Source organism: Croceicoccus sp. Ery5 (genome assembly GCF_020985325.1).
In the GTDB taxonomy this organism is placed as follows: domain Bacteria; phylum Pseudomonadota; class Alphaproteobacteria; order Sphingomonadales; family Sphingomonadaceae; genus Croceicoccus.
Genome location: NZ_CP087587.1, coordinates 2,842,993 through 2,861,616, shown reverse-complemented (window position 1 = coordinate 2,861,616; position 18,624 = coordinate 2,842,993). Strand labels below are relative to the sequence as shown.

Genomic DNA, 18,624 nt, shown 5'->3' with positions numbered 1-18,624 from the left:
CGGCCGCAGGGGGTGACGGATTGCCGCGGCGAACCTATCTCAGCCCGGATAAAGCAGGAAAGTGACGAATATGAGCAGCCTTGTCGGCCCCGACGAAGACAACCCACTCGGTAAGCCGCCGGTGCCCGAGGACGTGCAGGAAGCGATCCGCACGCTGATCCGCTGGTCGGGCGACGATCCGACGCGCGAAGGCCTGCTCGACACGCCCAAGCGCGTGGCGCGTGCGTGGAAGGAATATTGCCAGGGCTATGGCGAGGACCCCGCCATCCATCTGTCGCGCATTTTCGAGGAAGTGGGCGGCTATGACGAGGTCGTGCTGCTGAAGGACATTCCGTTCCAGTCGCATTGCGAACATCACATGGCGCCGATCATCGGCAAGGCGGCCATCGCCTATCTGCCGCGCGATCACGTGGTCGGCATTTCCAAGCTGGCCCGCGTGCTGCACGGGTTTGCGCGGCGGCTGCAGATTCAGGAAAGGCTGACGGCAGAAGTCGCGCAATGCATCTGGGACCATCTGAAGCCGCATGGCGTGGCCGTGGTGATCGAGGCAAGCCATGCCTGCATGACCGCGCGCGGCGTGCGCACGCCCGGCGTCGGCATGGTCACCAGCCGCATGATGGGCACGTTCCGCGACGATGAAAGGTCGCGCAAGGAAGTGCTGTCGCTGATGGGTTATTGAGCCTGACGGGGTGTTGAAGGGGGGCGATATCCATGCGCCGCCAGCACCTCGCGCACGCGGGCGAGGGCGCAGCCCAGCGGGTCGTCGACCCCCATCAGCGCAAAGCTTCCGGTCACAGCAAAGCTGCAATGGCCGTGGACCACCGCCACCAGCGACCGTGACAGGCGGAAAATATCGGCATCGCTAGCGGGCGGCAGGGCAGCGCGGATTTCCTGTTCAACAATCGCGGTCAGCGTTTCGCGCTTGGAATGATCCGCGTCGGGCAGGGCGAAACCGTCGGGCAAATGATGCTCGTAAATCGCCGACCACAGATGCGGGTTTTCCTGCGCGAATGCGAAATAACCCGCGACCAGTGTGCCGATCCGGTCCGGCCCCCCTGCTGCCAGCCTTTCGCGCAGTTCCGCCGCCCAGATTTCGAAACTGCGCGAATTGATCGCGACGATCAGATGGTCGAGCGATCCGAATACGTGATAGATCGTGCCCACCGAATAGCCCGCCTGCTTCGCCACTTCCCGCCCGGAAAAGCGGGCAAGGCCCGTTTCGGCCAGCAGATCGTGACCCAGCGAGATCAGCAATTCGCGCAGCTCGGCGCGCGTATGATCGGATCGTCGTCCCATTCGGGCGGGATAGGCCTGTAATTGAACATTGTCCAATTTTTATATTGAACGCCGTTCAATTATCACCTATTGCGCTTCGCCAGACAGTCGCGCCATGTTCGCCTGTGAAGGATGGCACGGCGGGTTCAGGGGATTTACGGTCATGGAATTCTTCCTTCTCGTCGGTGCGGCGGTCGCGCTGGTCCTGTTGTGGAAGCGGGTCGACCGGCTGGAAGAAGACTTGCGCGAATTGCGCGGCTCTGTCGCGACAGGGCGGTACGAGGGGGGCGGGGCGCAGGCACCGTCAGTTGCTCCCGAACCGGCACCGGAACCCGTTATCGAACCGCGCCCTGCCGCGACGATCATGCCCAAGGTGGCCCGCATCGCGCCCGTGCTGGCGCCAAAACCTGCCGGACCGGACAGCGCACCCGCGCCGCATGTGGCACCCCGTCCGGAACGCAGGGGTTTCTCTTTCGATTTCGAGGAATTGTTCGGCCGCCAGCTGCCCATCTGGGCGGGCGGCATCACGCTGGCGGTCGCGGGGTTCTTCCTTGTCCGCTATGCCATCGATGTCGGCCTGCTCAGCCCCGCGGTGCGCGTTGCGATGGGGCTGGTCTTCGGCTTTGCGCTGATCGCGGGGGCAGAGGCAGCGCATCGTTTCAGGGACCGCGTTGCCGATGTGCGCGTGCCGCAGGCCCTTTCGGGCGCGGGGCTTGCCGTCCTCTATGCCAGCGTGTTCCTTGCGGGCACGTTCTATGGGCTGATCGGCACGGGCACCGCCTTTGTCGGGCTGGCGCTGGTGACGGCGGCGGCCATCGGCCTGTCTTTCCGCTTTGGCCTGCCCAGCGCGGTGCTGGGCCTTGTCGGCGGATTCGCAGCGCCCGCGCTGGTGGGGGCAGAGGAATCGAACCTGCCGCTGCTGGCGTTCTATCTGGCGCTGGTCGCGGGCGGGCTGGGCCATGCGGGCCGCAAACAAGGCGCTCTTGCCGAAGGTGGCGGCTGGGCCGGTGGCGGCTGGCTGGGGCTGGCCGGTATCGTCGGCGGTCTGGGCTGGGGCCTGATCATGCTGATCGCGCAGCCCAGCGGGCCCGGCGATGTCGTCGCAGTCGGCTTTTACCTGCTGGTGCTGGGCGCATTGCTGCCCGCGCTGGTCCTGCCCGATCTGCGCGAAAGCCGCTGGCTGCGGCTGGCGGCGGGGGGCTTTGCCTCGCTGCAAATGGCGGCTTTGCTGGAAAGCAGCGGTTATGAACCCTTGTCGTGGGGGCTTTACCTGCTGCTGGGCGCGGCCTTTGCGGGGCTGGGGTGGAAGACCGGCGCGCTGCGCGACGCGGCGGCGATTGCGGGCGGCGTGGGCGCGTGGATGCTGGGTTTTTGGTATCAACCCGATCCTGCCATGTTCGCACTGGTCGGCGCGGCCATGGCGGCGGTGTTCGCGGGCGTTCCGCTGGCGCATCTGTGGCGCGGCGACGCACGCGGAGCGGATGTGGCGGCACTGGCGGTGATGCCGCTGGCAATCGTTCTGGCGGGACAATGGCATTTCGGCGGTTTCGGCGCATCGCGCGAGATGCTGCTGGGCCTTGCCGCGCTGGCGCTGGCCGTGGTCCCTGCGGTGGGCGGGTGGAGAGCGGGCGCGCAAAACGGCTGGCGCACGGCCTTGCTGGAGGCGTCTGCCGTGCTGACCGCCTATGCGGGGCTGACGCAGATCGTGCCAGCGGATTATCTGCCCTGGATCGCGGCCGTGGCGGCGGCGGCCTTGGCTTTCGGGCTGGCCGGACGGCGCTGGGCCGCGCGCACCGCGTTGGGCGTGGCGCTGGTCTGGGCGCTGTGGCCGCTGGGCTGGTGGGCGGGCGCGTCGGTGGACTCGCTTGCCGGCTCGCCCCTGCTGGTCAGCGATCTGCCCGCGCCGCGCGATGTCCTTCTCTACCTCGTGCCGGCAGCGCTTGCGGCACTGGCGGTCGCTGCGAGCGAATCCGGCCGGCTGTCTTCCGCGGCGGCGGCACTCGCGGCGCTGCCCGCAGTGGCGGCGGCGCATATCGGGTTCAAGCAGCTCTTCGCGATCCGCGAATGGCACGACCGGTTCCCTGAATGGCGCGACTTCGTCACCTATGGGCTGGCCGAGCGAACCGCGTGGGAAGCGGCATTGCTGTTGGCCGCGCTGGGTGCGTGGCGGATGCGCCATCGCTGGACACAGGCACGACTTGCGGCGGTTGCCCTGGCGGGCGCGGCGCTGGCGCATTTCGCCTATTACACCGGCCTTGCGCATAATCCGCTGTGGAGCGAGCAGGCCGTCGGGCCGACGCCGGTCGCGAACCTGCTGATACCCGCCTATGCCATCGGCGCGGCGGCGCTGGTTTTGCTGGGCCGCAGCCTGACCGTGCCCGAAACGCTACAGCGCCCGCTGCGCGTGGGCGTGGATGCGGTGCTGATGCTGTTGATCGGCATGTTCGCCCTGTCCGAATTGCGACAGGGCTTTGCGGGCACGATCCTGACCGATCCGCCGGTGGGTCAGGCCGAGGATCTGCTGCGCTCTCTGCTGGGGATCGTGCTGGCGGGCGGCTTCCTGTTGTGGGGCGCGCGCAGCGGCACGCGCAGCTGGCGCATCGGTTCGCTGGTGCTGATGCTGGTCGCCGTGTGCAAGGTGTTCATCTATGACACGGCCGGGCTGGAAGGGCTGGTCCGTATCGCCAGCTTCCTTGCGCTGGGCTTCAGCCTGATCGGCATCGGCTGGTTCTATTCGCGGATCCTGCGGGTTCCGGCAGGGGATGCTATGCCTGCGTCCCCGCCCGATCCCGCCGCAGCCGCGTCCGGTTCCAGCGAAGCGAGCTGATAAAGGCCAGACCGATCAGCACCGCGCCGATCAGGCCGGTCACCACCTCGGGAATGTGATATTCGACGTTCAGGAACATGATCGTGGCCAGCGCAAGGATCGCATAGAACGCGCCATGTTCCAGAAAACGATATTCGCTCATCGTGCCCTGATGGACGAGGTAGATCGTCATCGACCGCACGAACATCGCGCCAATGCCAAGGCCGATGGCGATGACGAACAGGTTGGTCGACAGCGCAAAGGCCCCGATCACCCCGTCGAACGAGAAGCTGGCGTCGAGCACTTCGAGATAGAGGAACGATGCCAGCCCCGACCGCGCCGCCGCCCCGGTCGTGCCTTCAGGCGCGCCAAGGATGTCGCCGATCATTTCCACCCCGATAAAGGTGACCAGCCCGAACAGGCCCGCGGTGATGAATGTCAGCCGCTCGTCCCCCTCCAGCATGGTGGAGGTGCCCCAGATGGCGAGGATCATCACCCCGATCTCGAACGCCTGAAGCCGCCCGAATTTCGCCAGCGGCTCCTCGATCAAGCGGATCCAGTGGATTTCCTTATCCGCGTCGAAGAAATATTTGAGGCCGACCATGCCCAGAAACGCGCCGCCGAAACCCATCAGACCGGTATGCGCATCGCCCATGATCGCGGCGTATCGCGCCGGTTCGTTGATCGCCAGCATCAGCGCGCCCCACGGGCCGAGCGAGGCCGCAATGGCGACGATCACGATGGGGAACACGATGCGCATGCCGAACACGGCAATGGCGATGCCCCATGTCAGGAAACGGTGCTGCCATTTCGGGTCCATGTCTTTCAGCACGGTGGCGTTCACTGCCGCATTGTCGAACGAGAGCGAGGTTTCCAGAACCGCCAGTACGCAGCAGATCCACAGGATCGACAGCATCCCTTCGACCGTGCCGGTATATTCCCAGCCGACAAAGGCGCCCAGCGCCAGCGCCACGACAGTGAAGATGATCGATCCGGTGAAATGCTTGAGCAAGGGGAAGCGGCCTTATGGGGGGAAAGGATCAGCGCGGGCCATGACGCCCGCGCGCGGAACCGGCATTGGATAACGGCCGACTAGATATAGACGGCACGCGCCAGATCAAGCGCGCCGGAGGCTGCACGGTTCCCCATTCACCGACAAAGCAGGCGATCAGGGGGCGGGATCGTCGCCTTCGGCCATCCATGCGCCGCCCAGTGCCTTATAGACCGCGACGGCGGCATTGGCGGCCTCCAGCCGGGCCGAGGCATGGGCCTGTTGCCGCGCCAGATTGTCCAGCCGCGCCGCTTCCAGTGTCAGCCGGTCATCCTCTCCGCCCGCGAAGCGCTGCGCGGCGAGGTCGAACGCCTGTCGCTGCGCGGCGGCGGCACGGGCGGCGGCATCCTCGCGCTTGCGTGCTTCCAGAAAGCGGTTGATCGCGCCCTCGCTGTCCGACAGCGCATTGGCGACGGACTGGCTATAGGCCGCGGCGGCGGCATCGGCCCCCGCGTCGGCAGCGCGGATGCGGGCGCGGATCTGGCCGCCGGCAAAGACCGGCCAGCTGAAACTGGGCCCGATGGCAAAGCGGGTGGAGGCCGGATCGAACAGATCGCCTGCGTTCTGCGCCTGCGTTCCCAATCCGCCCGTCAGCGAGAAGCGCGGGAACAGATCGGCGGTCGCCACGCCGATTTGCGCGGTGGCGGCGGCCAGTTCGCGTTCGGCCTGCCGCACATCGGGGCGGCGGCGCAGCAGATCGGATCGCAGCCCGACCAGAATGTCCTGCGGCGCGTCGGGAATGGGGGCAGGCGCGCGCAATTCGGGCACGATGTTTTCGGGCGGCAGGCCCATCAGCGCCGCAAGGCGATAGGCCGCGCCAGCCTCTGCCGTGCGGGCCTGTGCGGCGGCGTCAGCGGCGCTGGCGGCTTCGGCGCTGGCGGCTTCGGCGTTGATGCGGCTTGCCTCGCCCGCGCGGTAAAGCTGGCCGGTCAGCGCGGCGAGGCTGGCGCTCGCTTCCTCGCGCTGTGCGGCCAGCGCCGATGCGCGCTGGGCTGCGCGCAAATCCATATAGCTGCGCGCGATCTCTCCCGTCAGCTGGACCAGTGCGTCCTGATAGGCGGCCTCGGCGGCACCGGCGCGGGCATTGGCGGCCTCGCCCTCCCGCGTGCGCCGGCCCCACAGGTCGATTTCCCAGCTGGCATCGAAACCAAGGTCGAACAGCCCGTATTCGGGGTCGAAGCCGGGGAACTGGCCGATGGGCAGAAACCCGTTTTCGCTGATGCGGTTTTCGGTGGCCGACCCGCTGGCCGACACTTGGGGCAGGCGCTGGCCCAGCACGGCATCGCGATTGGCCCGCGCCTCGGCCAGCCGCGCGCGTGCCTCTGCCAGTGTGGGGGCATCGGCCATGGCGCGGGTGATCAGCGCGCTAAGTTGCGGATCGCCGAACCGGTCCCACCACGCAGGCTGGACCGCGGCGTCGTTCGCCCGTTCGCTATCGGCCTGTTCGATCCACGCGTCCGACACGCGCATTTCGGGCGCTTCGTAATCGGGTCCGACGGTGCATCCGGACAGCAGCGCGGCGCCGGCCAGAAACGGGAAAAGGGGGCGGAACATTCGCATTCACTCCATGCGCGCGCGGAACAGCCAGCCCGATACCGATATGGTCACCACGCCGATCAGCACCAGCGGCCACAATAATGGCAGCATGTCGGCGGCGGGCATGGCTTTCAGGAACTGGCCGAGCGAGATTTCAAGGAAATAGCGCGCGGGGTTGATATAGGTGATGGTCTGCAGCCAGCCGGGCATGTTTTCCAGCGGGCTGGCGAAACCGGACAGAAGGATGACCGGTATGGTCGCCACGAACGATCCCAGAAACGCCTGTTGCTGGGTGGTCGACAGGGCCGATACGAACATGCCCAGCCCGACCAGCGAGACGAGATAGACCGACAGGCCGACATAGAACCATGGGATCGATCCGGTGAACGGCACGCCGAACACCAGTGGCGCGACGATCAGATAGACGGTGCCGTTGAACAGCCCCACGCAGAACGGCGGCACCATCTTGCCGATCAGGATTTGCGGCACCGTCAGCGGGCTGACCATCAGCTGGTCGAACGTCCCCATCTCCCGCTCGCGCGCGACGGTCTGGGCAGTCACCGACAGGCCCGCGACCGATACGATCACGACCAGCAGGCTGGGCATGTTGAACCAGATATATTCCAGATTGGGATTGAACCAGTTGATCGCGACCGCCTGCTGCGGCGGAGCGGTAGAGACGGGGCGCAGTTCCAGACCGGCGTCCGTGGCGATCTGCGTCAGGTAACCGCCCACGATCTGCGCCGCGTTCGACCGCCTGCCGTCCAGCACCACGCCGACGGTCGCGGGCTCGCCGCTGGCGACGCGGCGGTCGAAATCCTCGTCGATGACGAGGGCTGCCAGCACGTCCTGCCGGTCGATGGCGCGGCGCAGATCCTCTGCCGAATGCAGGCGCTTGATCTCGTCGAATGTTTCCGCCCCCGCGATCCGCTGGACCAGTTCGGTGCTGGCGCTGCCGCTCGACCGGTCGAGCACGCCGATATCGACATTCTCGACCTGCAAGGTCACCGCGAAGCTGAAGATCAGCAACTGGATCAACGGCGGCAGGACCAGCGTGATGCGCCCCTTGGGATCGCGCAGCAGGGCCCAGAATTCCTTGATGATCATGGCTTTCAAGGCGCCGCTCATCAATCGAGGCTCCTTTTCGTGACCATGATGCACAGCGCGAAGAAGCCCGCCCCGAACAGCAGCATGATGCCGACATTGGGCCAGATCATCGGCCAGATATCGCCCGCCAGAAACACGCTTTGCAGCAGCGGCACGAAATAGCGTGCGGGCACGATATAGGTGATCGCCTGAATGATCGTGGGCATCGACGAAATCTCGAACATAAAGCCCGAGAGGAGGAAGGTCGGCAGGAATCCGGTCAACAATGCGACCTGGCTGGCGACGAACTGGTTTTTGGTCGCTGCCGAAATAAACAGCCCCTGTCCCAGCGCGGGCATCAGATAGGCCATGGCGATCACCATCAGCGCAAGGATGGACCCGCGCAGCGGCACGCCGAACACGGTCACGGCCAGCAATGTGCACAGCACCATCGATGCCATGGCCAGCACGAAATAGGGCACGATCTTGCTGATCAGGAATTCGGCCATATGCATGGGGGTGGCCATCATCGCCTCCATCGTGCCGCGTTCCCATTCGCGCGCGATGACAAGGCTGGTCAGCAGCGTGCCGATCATGGTCATCACGATGGCAATCGCGCCCGGCACCAGAAAATTGCGGCTGGTGAGCGAGGGGTTGTACCAATAGCGCAGCGACAGCTGGACCGGCGGGCTGGCATCGACGCCTTTCGCCGCGGCCTCGTTCGCCATCCATGTCGACAGCAGCCCTTCGGCATAGGCGCGGGTGAAATTGGCGGTATTGGGCATGGACCCGTCGGCGATGATCTGCACCGGCGGCGGATGGCCCCGTGCATAGCCGCGCCCGAAATCCTGCGGGATGACGACGATGCCGCGAATCTCGCCGCTGACCATCCTGTCCTTCAACGGCTGGACGCTGCGCGCGGTGATCACTTCGAAATTCGGATTGTTCTGATAGGCGCCCGCCAGCGACAGGGCAGGGGCGCTCGAATCCTCTATCGCAATGCCGATGCGGGTGTGGGTGGAATCGAGGTTGAGTGCATAGCCGAACAGGAACAGCAGCAGCAGCGGCAGGATAAAGGCGATCAGGAAGGTCGAGGGATCGCGCATGATCTGCGCGATTTCCTTGGCGATCATCGCGGCCAGCCTGCGCTTGTCGACGGGCTTGCTCATACGGATTCGCTTTCGGCGCGTTCGCGGCGCGCGTCGCTGGCCTCGATCATGGCGATAAACGTGTCTTCCATCGTCGGATCGTCGAGCGTTGCCATATCGGCAGCCTGCGCCTTCAATTCGTCAGGCGTGCCGCTGGCGATCTGTTCAGAACGATAGATCAGCGTGATCGCGTCGCAATATTCGGCTTCTTCCATGAAATGGGTGGTGACCAGCACCGCCACGCCCTTTTCGACGAGGCCGTTGATATGCATCCAGAATTCGCGCCGCGTAACGGGATCGACCCCGCTCGTCGGCTCGTCCAGAAACAGCACGGGCGGTTCGTGCAGCACGGCGGCGGCCAGCGCCAGACGCTGCTTGAACCCCAAGGGCAGCGTGCCCGCGGTCGCTTTCATCCGGTCGCCCAGTTCGAAAATATCGGTCACCCGTTCGACCGCACGCCGCGCCTCGCGCCCTTCAAGCCCATAGGCACCCGCAAAAAAGTTCAGGTTCTGCGCCACCGACAATTCGCCGTAGAGCGAGAATTTCTGCGCCATATAGCCCAGCGCCGACCGCGCCTTGCCGCCCGATGTGCGAAGATCGTGCCCCGCCACCGCGCCCGAACCCTCGCTGGGGGTCAGCAGGCCGCACAGCATCTTGAAGGTGGTCGACTTCCCCGCGCCATTCGGCCCCAACAGGCCGAAGATCGAGCCATAGGGCACGGTAAAGCTGACATCGCTGGCGGCGGTGAATTCGCCGAATCTCCGGGTCAGCCCCTTGGCCTCGATCGCGGGCGCCTCGTCGCCCTCGATCGTGCGATAGGCTTCGGCCAGCGCGCTGGTGCCCTTTGGCCCGCCGCCCAGCCGCTCGATAAATCCGTCCTCGAACCGTGGCTGCGCGGGGACAAGGTCAAAGCCGGTTTCGCGCGCCAACTCGTCCGGTGTTTTCAGCAGCAGGCGGACCGAGCGGCCCTGTATCGTGCCGTCCAGCACGCCGTCGCGGTCGAGCATCTGGGTCAGCACATGGCGGCGGCGACCTTGAAATCCCGTCAGCCGCACGACGCGCCCGTCGACCGATCGGGTCAGTCCGGCCGGATCGCCGCTGAACAGCAATTCGCCCTCGCTCAGCAGATAGACGTGATCGCATTTCTCCGCCTCGTCCAGATAGGCGGTGGACCACAGCACACCCAGACCCTGTTCATCGGGCCCATCCGAAATCAGTTCCTGCACCATGGCCCAAAGCTCGCGGCGCGAGATCGGGTCGACGCCTACGCCCGGTTCGTCCAGCAGCAACAGGCGCGGCGTTTTGACGAGGGCGCAGGCAAGGCCCAGCTTTTGCTTCATCCCGCCCGACAGCGCCCCTGCCAGCCGGTCGCGGAACCGCGCCAGATCGGTAAAGGCAAGCAGCCGGTCGAACGTCTCGGCGCGCTGTTCATCGGGCAGGGCGCGCATTTCGGCATAGAGGTCGAGGTTCTGCTGGACGGTCAGGTCTTCATACAGGCCGAAGCGCTGCGGCATGTAACCGATCTGTTCCATATCCTTGCCCGGCGCATCGCCCAGCACGCTGACCGAACCCGCGTCGGCGGCCATCAGCCCTGCCAGAATGCGGATCAGCGTCGTCTTGCCCGCGCCGTCGGGACCGACAAGGCCGGTGACCCGTCCCGTCAATATGTCCAGCGACACGCCGTTCAGCGCCGGTTTCTCCGCGCCCTTGAAATTCTTCACCAGCCCGTCGGCGCGCGCCACCGTGTCAGGCGCGACAGGTTCGGGGAAAGCTGGGGGCTTCGCGCCCGACATGATCAGTCCTCCGCCGCCGGACGGGCCGCGGGGATCGATACGGTGACGGGCTGGCCCTGCCGCAATCCCTGATCGGGATTTTCGACCACGATGCGCAGGCGATAGACCAGATCGGTGCGTAGATCCTCGGTCTCTACCGACTTGGGCGTAAATTCGGCGCGCGGCGAGATATAGCCAATGGTGCCCTGATAGGTCTTGGGATTGCCGTCCGCCGTCACCTCGACCTTCATGCCCGGATTGATCCGCGCCATATCGGTCTGCGCGACATAGGCGCGCACCCGCAACGGCCGGTCGATGGCGATGGTAAAGGCATTGAGGCCGGGGGAGACAAGGCTGCCGGGTTCGATCGACCGCATGACCACCGTGCCTGCCAGCGGCGCGGTCAGCCGCGTGTAATCGAGATCGGTGTCGATGGCCGCGCGCGATGCCTTCGCCGCTTCAAGCTGGGCGCGGGCGGCGGCGATATCCTCGGCACGCGGGCCTTCCTGTGCCAGCGATGCGCCCTGGCTCGCCTCGGCATATTGCGCCTCTGCCGTGCGCAGGGCGGTGACGGTCTTTTCCCATGCGGCGCGGCTGATCGCTCCCGATTCGACCAGCGGCTTGCGGCGTTCGTAATCGGCCTGCGCATCGTTAAGCGCGGCGCGCGCGGCGGTTTGCTGCGCATTGGCCTGCCGGATTTCCTGCGGACGGCTGCCTGCCTGCAATTTCGCCAGCTGCGCGCGCGCCTGCGCCAGTTGCGCATCGGCCTGCGCCAGCCGGTCCTGCGCCTGACTGGGGTCGAGCACGGCCAGAAGCGTGCCCTTTTCGACCCGCTCGCCTTCTTCCACCGGCACTTCGGCCACGCGGCCCGATGCCTGAAACGCCATATCGACCTCTCGGATATCGACATTGCCGTAAAGGGTGAGGGGGCCACCACCGCCCCTGAACAGGCCGAAGCCCGACGTGGCAAGGGCGATCAGCACCAGCGCGGCGATGGCAATACCGGCAATCAGGCGGCGGTTCATGTCAGTTATGCTCCGGTTGGGCGGAAAGGATGCAACGCGTATTGGCGACGAAGCGGTCGATCAGAATGTCGGCAGTGGCAGGATCAAGCTCGGTCACTGCCATGATCCGGCACACCGACGCGCGCGCCGTCCGCAAGGTCAGCGCCTGTCCCCACAGGCCGATGGCGCAGGCGCGCGCCTCTGGCAGGGTGAAATCGGCGCGGGCGCGGCGGATCAGCCCGACCGCCAGATCGAGGATGCGGCTCATCACCCCGTCCCACAACCGTTCGAAAGCTTCGGTCGGGGCGTGCTGTTCGCGCACGATGAAATAGGACCAGTCCTCGGATTTGGGATCGAGCATCATGCGCGCGAATGTGGCCAGAAATCCGCACAGGGCATCGACTGCCTGTTCAGGCCTGTCGGGCGGATCGGCAAGCAGCGCGGCGACCACAGGCTCGAAACGGTTGCTGACGCAGGAGGCGATATGGTCGGCGCAGGCCAGATACAGCCCTTCCTTGCCGCCGAAGTGATAGGTGATCGAGGACATGGCCGTATCCGCCTCTTTCGCGATGGCGCGGGTGGCGGCACCGGCAAAACCCAGCCGCCCGAAATGGGCGATGGCGATATCGAGCAGAACGTCCTTCATCGGCGCGACTCGTTAATTCGTTCGACCGAACAAGTAAAGGGCGACAAAGCCGCGCGGCCACGAATCGCTGCGCGGTAGGGCAGGCCCGTCCACAGCTTAGCGAACAAATATGTCAGTAATTTGGGGTGATGGTGTTTCCGCCTGTGCGCCCTGTTGGCGCGGCGGAAGAAGTTTGGTCGGGACGAGAGGATTCGAACCTCCGACCCCCACACCCCCAGTGTGATGCGCTACCAGGCTGCGCTACGTCCCGACCGGAGAGCGGCCCTATAGTCGGGCATTTCGGCAAGCGCAAGGCCAGTTACGACCAGGCCGCTGCTGTTTTTCCCAAAGTGCCTACACGCCGCGCTGCACCGCATGTTTGCCACCTGTGCGCAATGCTGCTAACCGCCCCTGCCATCATTGGCGTACGGGGGCACACGGCCCTGTGCGCGATTCCCTTTTGCGAAAGCATCGGTTCTTTTTTCATGACCAGCACTCTTCTGTTTCTTGCCGCCGCACCCGCCAACGCAGGCCCGCCCGTATGGACCAATTTCGTCCTGCTGGGCGGCATGGCACTGATCTTCTGGTTCCTGATCCTCGGTCCGCAGCGCAAGCGGATGAAGGAACATCAGGCCAAGGTCGCGGGCCTTAAAAAAGGTGACCGCGTCGTCACCGCGGGCGGCATTATCGGCAAGGTGGTGAAGCTGGACGACGATTACGTCGATCTGGAACTGGCACAGGGCGTGCGGGTCAAGGCCGTGCGCAACACCATCGGCGACGTGATTCCCGCAGGCAGCGCCACGCCCGCGAACGACTGAGGCCGCTTCGATGCTCGACTTTCCCGTGTGGAAGCGCGTCTGGCTGTGGGGCATCACCCTGCTGGGCGCGCTTTTGGCCGTTCCCTCGATCGTGATGCTGGCGGGCGGTGCATGGCCGTCCGGTCTGCCCGATCCCGAAATCAATCTCGGCCTCGACCTTGCCGGTGGCAGCCATATCCTGCTTGAGGCAGAGACCGACGAGGTTCTGGGCCTGCGCCTGACTTCCATGGAAGAGGAAGTGCGCAATGCCATGGGCAAGGCGGGCATCGGCATCGGCGATATCAGCCGCGAGAACGGCCGCCTGACCTTTATGCTGGAAGAGGCGAGCGACGTCGACGCGGCGCGCGAACAGCTTCTTCCCATGATCGAAGGCGTCGGGCTGACGGGGCAGCGCGATTGGGACCTGTCGGTGCTCGACGGTCAGCGCATGGTGCTGACCCCGACCGGCGCTGGGCTGACGCAGGCCGTCGAAAACGCGATGGATACCGCGACCGACGTGGTCCGCCGCCGCATCGACGAGCTGGGCACGCGCGAACCGACGATCATCCGGCAGGGCGACAACCGCATCGTGGTGCAGGTCCCCGGCCTGCAGGACCCCGAAGCGCTCAAGGAATTGCTGGGCCAGACGGCGAAGCTGGAATTCAAGCTGGTCGATACATCGGCCCTGCCCGACCAGATTGCGCAGGGCATTGCCCCTCCGGGCAGCCAGATCCTGCCCTTCGCGCCCGATGCGAACCAGCAGGGCGTGATCGCCGTGCGCCGCCTTGGCGGGATTCAGGGCGACCAGCTGACCAATGCGCAGCAGGGCTATGACCAGAACGGCGCGCCGGTGGTCAGCATCACTTTCAATCAGGAAGGCGGCCGCCGTTTCGCGCAATTGACGACGCAGAACGTCAACCGCCCCTTTGCGATCATCCTCGACGGCGAAGTGCTGTCGGCGCCCAATATCAACGAACCGATTCTGGGCGGTCAGGCGCAGATTTCGGGCGGTTTCAGTGTCGACAGCGCGAACAACCTCGCCATTTCGCTGCGTTCGGGCGCGCTACCTGTCGATCTGGCGGTGGTGGAAGAGCGCACCGTCGGCCCCGACCTTGGCGCCGATTCGATCGAACGCGGCGTGCTCGCGCTGATCATCGGCGGCGTCGCCGTGCTGGTGTTCATGGTCGTCACCTATGGCCGCTTTGGGCTCTATGCCAATGGCGCGCTGGTGCTGAACGTATTGCTGATCCTTGGCATCATGGCGCTGCTGGGGTCCACGCTCACGCTGCCGGGTATCGCCGGTTTTGTACTGACTATCGGTACCGCGGTCGACGCCAATGTGCTGATCAACGAACGCATCCGCGAGGAACGCCGACGCGGCCGCCGCGTGGTGCAAGCGGTCGAGGTCGGCTATCGCGAGGCGCAGCGCGCCATTTTCGACGCCAATATCACCAATGTCATCGCGGGCGTGCTGCTGTTCCTGTTCGGATCGGGCCCGATCCGCGGCTTTGCCATCGTTCTGATCATCGGCATCGTCACCTCGGTCTTTACCGCAGTTGTGCTGACGCGCATGTGGGTCGCGGGCTATCTGCGCCGCAAGCGCCCCGCCGATCTGAATATTTGAGGGAGGGGCAGATATGAAACTCCTAAAGCTCGTTCCCGACACGACGAACATCCACTTCCTGAAGTGGCGCGTGCCGTTCTATATCGTCTCCATGCTGCTGATCGTGGCCAGCTGGGGCCTTGTGGCGACGCAGGGCCTGAACCTTGGCGTCGATTTCGTCGGTGGCCAGATGATCCGCGCCACATTCACGCAGGATGCCGAGGCGCCGGTGGCTGAGTTGCGGCGCGAAATCGGCGCTCTCGGCTATGGCGAGCCGGTGATCCAGCGCTTCGGCCAGCCGAACGAAGTGTCGATCCGCATGCGCCTTCCTGAAGCGAATGGGCCTGAAGCCAAGGGGCCAGAAGGCGGTCAGGCATCGGAAGCGAAAGATCTGGCCGACCGGATGACGGTCGCCATCACCGGCGATATGCAGGCCAATCACCCGGGCGTGCGCATCGACGGCGTCGATTCGGTGTCGGGCAAGGTTTCGGGCGAATTGTTCGAAACCGGCATGTACGCCTTGCTGGCGGCGATGGTGATGATCTCGATCTATATCTGGATCCGATTCGAATGGCAGTTCGGCGTGGGCGCGATGTTTGCCCTGTTGCATGACGTGTCGCTGACGCTGGGCATGTTCGCGGTGACGGGAATGGAGTTCGACCTGAATATCGTGGCCGCCATTCTGGCGATCATCGGCTATTCGCTGAATGATACGATCGTCGTTTATGACCGCATCCGCGAAAACCTGAAGAAATATCGCAAGATGCCGATGACCGAATTGCTCGACCTGTCGGTGAACGAGACTTTGTCGCGCACGGTCGTTACCTCGCTCACCACGCTGGCCGTGCTGCTGGTGCTGATGTTCGTGGGTCCGGCCATGACCTTCGGTTTCGCGGCCGCGATCGCATTCGGCATTTTCGTCGGTACCTACAGCTCGATCTATATGGCGGCGCCGATCCTGATCTGGCTGCGGGTCAAATCCGACAGCTTCGTCCCGCGCGAGAGCGAGGCGGACAGGCAGGAAAGGCTGGCCCGCGGTGAGGTCTGAGGGGGCAAAAACCGGCCGAATCTTCGGTGAGCAACAAAGCGCACGGCATCCTTTTACGGTTTGCCGTGCGTTTTGCATTGCGCCGGTGCGGCAGGGCTGCGGCACCTATCCAAACGGATTATGGCGGAATCAGGGCAATTCGTCGCGTTGCAACTTGCCGTGGCGACCCGGTTAACCCTTGTAACACGCGGTATCGCGCGGTTTCGGTGACCCGATCGCTATCGGGAACGAACCGGCACTATGGGTGTATCAGCGATACAATCGACGAAATTCCGTCACGCCGCCGTTTGTAGCCACAACGAAAGTCTTTCGTTTTGCTGATCCCTGTCCGTGCCGATTTTGACCCGTGGATGCTGTTCCTGGGTCTGCTGACCTTTCTGATTGCGATCTGGTCCGCCTGGCGGCGCGACGCCGATGGCGCGCCGGAAACACTGGGCGGCTGGATCAATCTGAAGGGCAATCTGCGCATCGGCGGCTATCTTCCGCGCAATATCGCCGAATTGTCGGCGCTGACGGCGTTCGCCTATGTGGTCGCGGGGGCAGTGACCGGGCAGTTCTATACGCTGCTGGTCCCGCTGGGCGCGTTTCTTCTGGCGCTGTCGCTGCGCCAGACGATGGGCTGGCGGCTCAGCCTGCCGGGCATGGCATGGCTGAGTGTCGAGGCGCTGGCGCTAGCCGTCAGCTGGTGGTGGCTGTGCCTGCTGGTGAACGAAGCGCCGCTGCCCTTGGGGAACGAGGCAGCGCTGTATATCGCGATCACCGTGGCGCTGGCGCTGGGCTATCTGGGCTGGATCGAACGCATCGCGCGCGAGGCTTCGCTGACCCACAGCCACTGGCGTTTGCCCAATCGCGCACCGCGTGACGGGGAACGTCCGGTCGCGCACCGGGCGGCTGGCCGCGCCCTGTCCGCCAGCGATCCGTTCGAACCGCGCGTTTCGGTGCATCTGCCCTGCTATGCCGAACCGCCGCAGGTCGTGAAGGAGACGATGGACCGGCTCGCAGCGCAGGAATACACCAATTTCGAAGTCATCGTCATCGACAACAACACCAAGGACGAGGCGCTGTGGCGTCCGCTGGAAACCCATGCCGCGCTGCTGAACCAGCGCCTTGGGCGCGAAGTGTTCCGGTTCTTCCACGTCGATCCGCTGCCGGGCGCCAAGGCAGGTGCGCTGAACTGGGTGCTGGACGGGCGGATGGACCCGTCGGCCGAAATCGTGTCGGTCATCGATGCCGATTATTTGGCCGAACCCGATTTCCTGTCGCGCCTCGTGCCGTTTTTCCGCGACCGGTCGGTCGGCTATCTTCAGACGCCGCACGACTACCGCGATTACGAGAACAGCCCCTATCTGACCGGCTGCCACTGGGAATATATGCCCAACAACAAGGTCGATATGTGCGGCGTATCGGAATATGGCGGCGCGTTCACCATCGGCACCATGTGCCTGCTGCGCGCCGATGCGCTGCGCCGCGTGGGCGGCTGGGCCGAATGGTGTCTGACCGAGGATTCGGAAGTTTCCGTGCGGCTGCGCGCGGCAGGCTATCGCGGCATGTATCTGGGTGAGACCTTCGGCCGCGGCCTGATCCCCGACAGTTTCGAGGATTACAAGAAGCAGCGCTTCCGCTGGACGGCGGGGCCGGTGCAGCAATTGCGCCGCCACTGGAAACTGTTCCTGCCCGATCCCTATGCGCCGCCGATGCCGGGCTGGACCAAGCTGCTGGAAATCCTGCGCTGCTCGGCACCCTTGCAGACGTTGGCGGGTATCGTGCTGGGGCTGATCGGCATTACCGCCATCGCCATTGCCGTGCTGGCAGGCGCGATGGACGCGGTGGTGCTGGCCCCGATTACATGGCCGATGATCGCGCTGGGTCTGGGCACGGGTCTGGTACGCAACTGGCACCGCTATCGCCTGACCGGATGCCACCGCATTGCCGACATGATCAGGGGAGAGATCGCGCGCGCATCGCTGACCTATATCGTGCTGGTATCGGGCGTCGCGGGCCTGTCGAAAAAGCCGCACGCATGGCGCCGCACGCCCAAGTTCGGCGCGAATGGCGGCGTCGCATCGGCGCTGGCCTGCACCGTGCCGGAGATATTGCTGGCGGCGGTCACGCTGGGAATCGCCGCATTCATGCTGGCCAATATGGCCGTGCTGGGCACCGGTTTCGCCCTGCTGATCGGCATGATCTATGGCTTCCTTGGCCTGCGCTTTCTGGCAGCCCCCTATATGGCGCTGTTGGCCCTGAAAAAGCCCGCCACCGCCGCCGAGGCATCGGGCAGCGGGCAACTCGCCTAAAGCGCGCGTACCAGCAGGGCCGCCAGTGCGATCCACGGCGGACCCTGCACGACGATCTGGCGCTGACCCGCTCCGGGCGGAAGCAGTGCCAGATGATCGTCGGAGAAGTCGATAAGACGGCCAAAGGCAAAGCGCCCGCCCGGGCGCGGGACCAGCACGTCGCGGTTGATCGCGCGCGGCCGGTCTTCGGGGGCAAGATCGCGCAGCCACAGCCGGTCGCCCGCCCGGTATTCGCCGACCGCGCTGTCCACTTCCAGTACATGGACATTGCCTTCGCCCAGCATGGCCAGCGGCTCCACCGCCTCGCGCGGGGAGGGGAGCGGTTCGGCCCCGTCCGCCGTCAGCCGCGCGACCACCATGGCGGCATCGCGCCGCTCGCTGACCAGCAATAGTTCGGGCGCGACATCCAGCGCCGCCGCGATCCGGTTCAGCCAGTCTATCGATAAGGTGCGCATCCCCGTTTCCAGCCGCCCCACGGTTTGCGGCGTGGTGGGCGGGGTGCAGGCGGCGGCCAGATCGGCGAGCGTCAGCCCCTTGTCCTTGCGGATCGTGCGAATGCGGTTAATCACAGCGCGGTTC

15 protein-coding genes and 1 tRNA gene are annotated in these 18,624 nt (G+C 65.2%); 6 read left to right on the top strand and 10 right to left on the bottom strand.

All coding sequences use genetic code 11. From position 1 onward, the window contains the following. The first annotated feature begins 70 nt into the window (after positions 1-70). The gene (folE, locus tag LOZ74_RS13600) at positions 71-679 is read left to right on the top strand and encodes a GTP cyclohydrolase I FolE (RefSeq protein WP_230291610.1); all 609 of its coding nucleotides are present in this window, start codon (positions 71-73) and stop codon (positions 677-679) included. Here the strand turns inward: folE and LOZ74_RS13595 are convergent. Further along, entirely contained in the window at positions 673-1,296 is a 624-nt protein-coding gene (locus tag LOZ74_RS13595; RefSeq protein ID WP_230291609.1) for a TetR/AcrR family transcriptional regulator, read from the bottom strand. The genes folE and LOZ74_RS13595 overlap by 7 nt on opposite strands. 142 nt (positions 1,297-1,438) lie before the next feature. Here LOZ74_RS13595 and LOZ74_RS13590 point away from each other — a divergent pair, with 142 nt between their 5' ends. Further along, the gene (locus tag LOZ74_RS13590) at positions 1,439-4,102 is read left to right on the top strand and encodes a DUF2339 domain-containing protein (protein ID WP_230291608.1); all 2,664 of its coding nucleotides are present in this window, start codon (positions 1,439-1,441) and stop codon (positions 4,100-4,102) included. Here LOZ74_RS13590 and LOZ74_RS13585 read toward each other — a convergent pair. From LOZ74_RS13585 to LOZ74_RS13550, 8 genes are all read right to left on the bottom strand, one after another. Next, positions 4,041-5,093, bottom strand: coding sequence for a DUF475 domain-containing protein (locus LOZ74_RS13585; RefSeq protein ID WP_230291607.1), 1,053 nt, complete (start codon positions 5,091-5,093; stop codon positions 4,041-4,043). The two genes, LOZ74_RS13590 and LOZ74_RS13585, sit on opposite strands and share 62 nt — an antisense overlap. Positions 5,094-5,249: 156 nt before the next feature. Beyond that, positions 5,250-6,686 carry an efflux transporter outer membrane subunit gene (locus LOZ74_RS13580; protein ID WP_230291606.1) on the bottom strand — a complete coding sequence of 479 codons (1,437 nt, stop codon included), beginning with the start codon at positions 6,684-6,686 and terminating at the stop codon, positions 5,250-5,252. 6 nt (positions 6,687-6,692) lie between these two features. Further along, positions 6,693-7,796, bottom strand: coding sequence for an ABC transporter permease (locus tag LOZ74_RS13575; protein WP_230291605.1), 1,104 nt, complete (start codon positions 7,794-7,796; stop codon positions 6,693-6,695). Next, positions 7,796-8,923: an ABC transporter permease gene (locus tag LOZ74_RS13570; RefSeq protein ID WP_230291604.1), complete on the bottom strand. Its 1,128-nt coding sequence runs from the start codon at positions 8,921-8,923 to the stop codon at positions 7,796-7,798. Before LOZ74_RS13570 ends, LOZ74_RS13575 begins: the two co-directional genes overlap by 1 nt. Then, positions 8,920-10,695, bottom strand: coding sequence for an ATP-binding cassette domain-containing protein (locus tag LOZ74_RS13565; protein ID WP_230291603.1), 1,776 nt, complete (start codon positions 10,693-10,695; stop codon positions 8,920-8,922). Before LOZ74_RS13565 ends, LOZ74_RS13570 begins: the two co-directional genes overlap by 4 nt. 2 nt (positions 10,696-10,697) lie before the next feature. Beyond that, the gene (locus tag LOZ74_RS13560; protein ID WP_230291602.1) at positions 10,698-11,699 is read right to left on the bottom strand and encodes an HlyD family efflux transporter periplasmic adaptor subunit; all 1,002 of its coding nucleotides are present in this window, start codon (positions 11,697-11,699) and stop codon (positions 10,698-10,700) included. A gap of 1 nt (position 11,700) precedes the next feature. Beyond that, positions 11,701-12,324 (bottom strand): CerR family C-terminal domain-containing protein, encoded by a 624-nt coding sequence (locus LOZ74_RS13555; RefSeq protein WP_230291601.1) that lies wholly within the window; start codon positions 12,322-12,324, stop codon positions 11,701-11,703. Positions 12,325-12,497: 173 nt separating this feature from the next. Continuing rightward, positions 12,498-12,574 (bottom strand) — tRNA-Pro (locus LOZ74_RS13550). Positions 12,575-12,788: 214 nt separating this feature from the next. Between LOZ74_RS13550 and yajC the strand changes: the two genes are divergently transcribed. From yajC to LOZ74_RS13530, 4 genes are all read left to right on the top strand, one after another. Continuing rightward, on the top strand, positions 12,789-13,121 hold the full coding sequence (yajC, locus tag LOZ74_RS13545; RefSeq protein ID WP_230280381.1) for a preprotein translocase subunit YajC: 333 nt from the start codon (positions 12,789-12,791) through the stop codon (positions 13,119-13,121). 10 nt (positions 13,122-13,131) lie between these two features. Further along, positions 13,132-14,724, top strand: coding sequence for a protein translocase subunit SecD (gene secD, locus LOZ74_RS13540; RefSeq protein WP_230291600.1), 1,593 nt, complete (start codon positions 13,132-13,134; stop codon positions 14,722-14,724). 13 nt (positions 14,725-14,737) lie between these two features. Further along, on the top strand, positions 14,738-15,751 hold the full coding sequence (secF, locus tag LOZ74_RS13535; RefSeq protein ID WP_230291599.1) for a protein translocase subunit SecF: 1,014 nt from the start codon (positions 14,738-14,740) through the stop codon (positions 15,749-15,751). 350 nt (positions 15,752-16,101) lie between these two features. Then, on the top strand, positions 16,102-18,045 hold the full coding sequence (locus tag LOZ74_RS13530; RefSeq protein ID WP_230291598.1) for a glycosyltransferase: 1,944 nt from the start codon (positions 16,102-16,104) through the stop codon (positions 18,043-18,045). On the opposite strand, the gene LOZ74_RS13525 is transcribed toward LOZ74_RS13530, so the two are convergent. Next, positions 18,042-18,614: a helix-turn-helix domain-containing protein gene (locus LOZ74_RS13525; RefSeq protein WP_230291597.1), complete on the bottom strand. Its 573-nt coding sequence runs from the start codon at positions 18,612-18,614 to the stop codon at positions 18,042-18,044. The genes LOZ74_RS13530 and LOZ74_RS13525 overlap by 4 nt on opposite strands. Positions 18,615-18,624 lie beyond the last annotated feature (10 nt).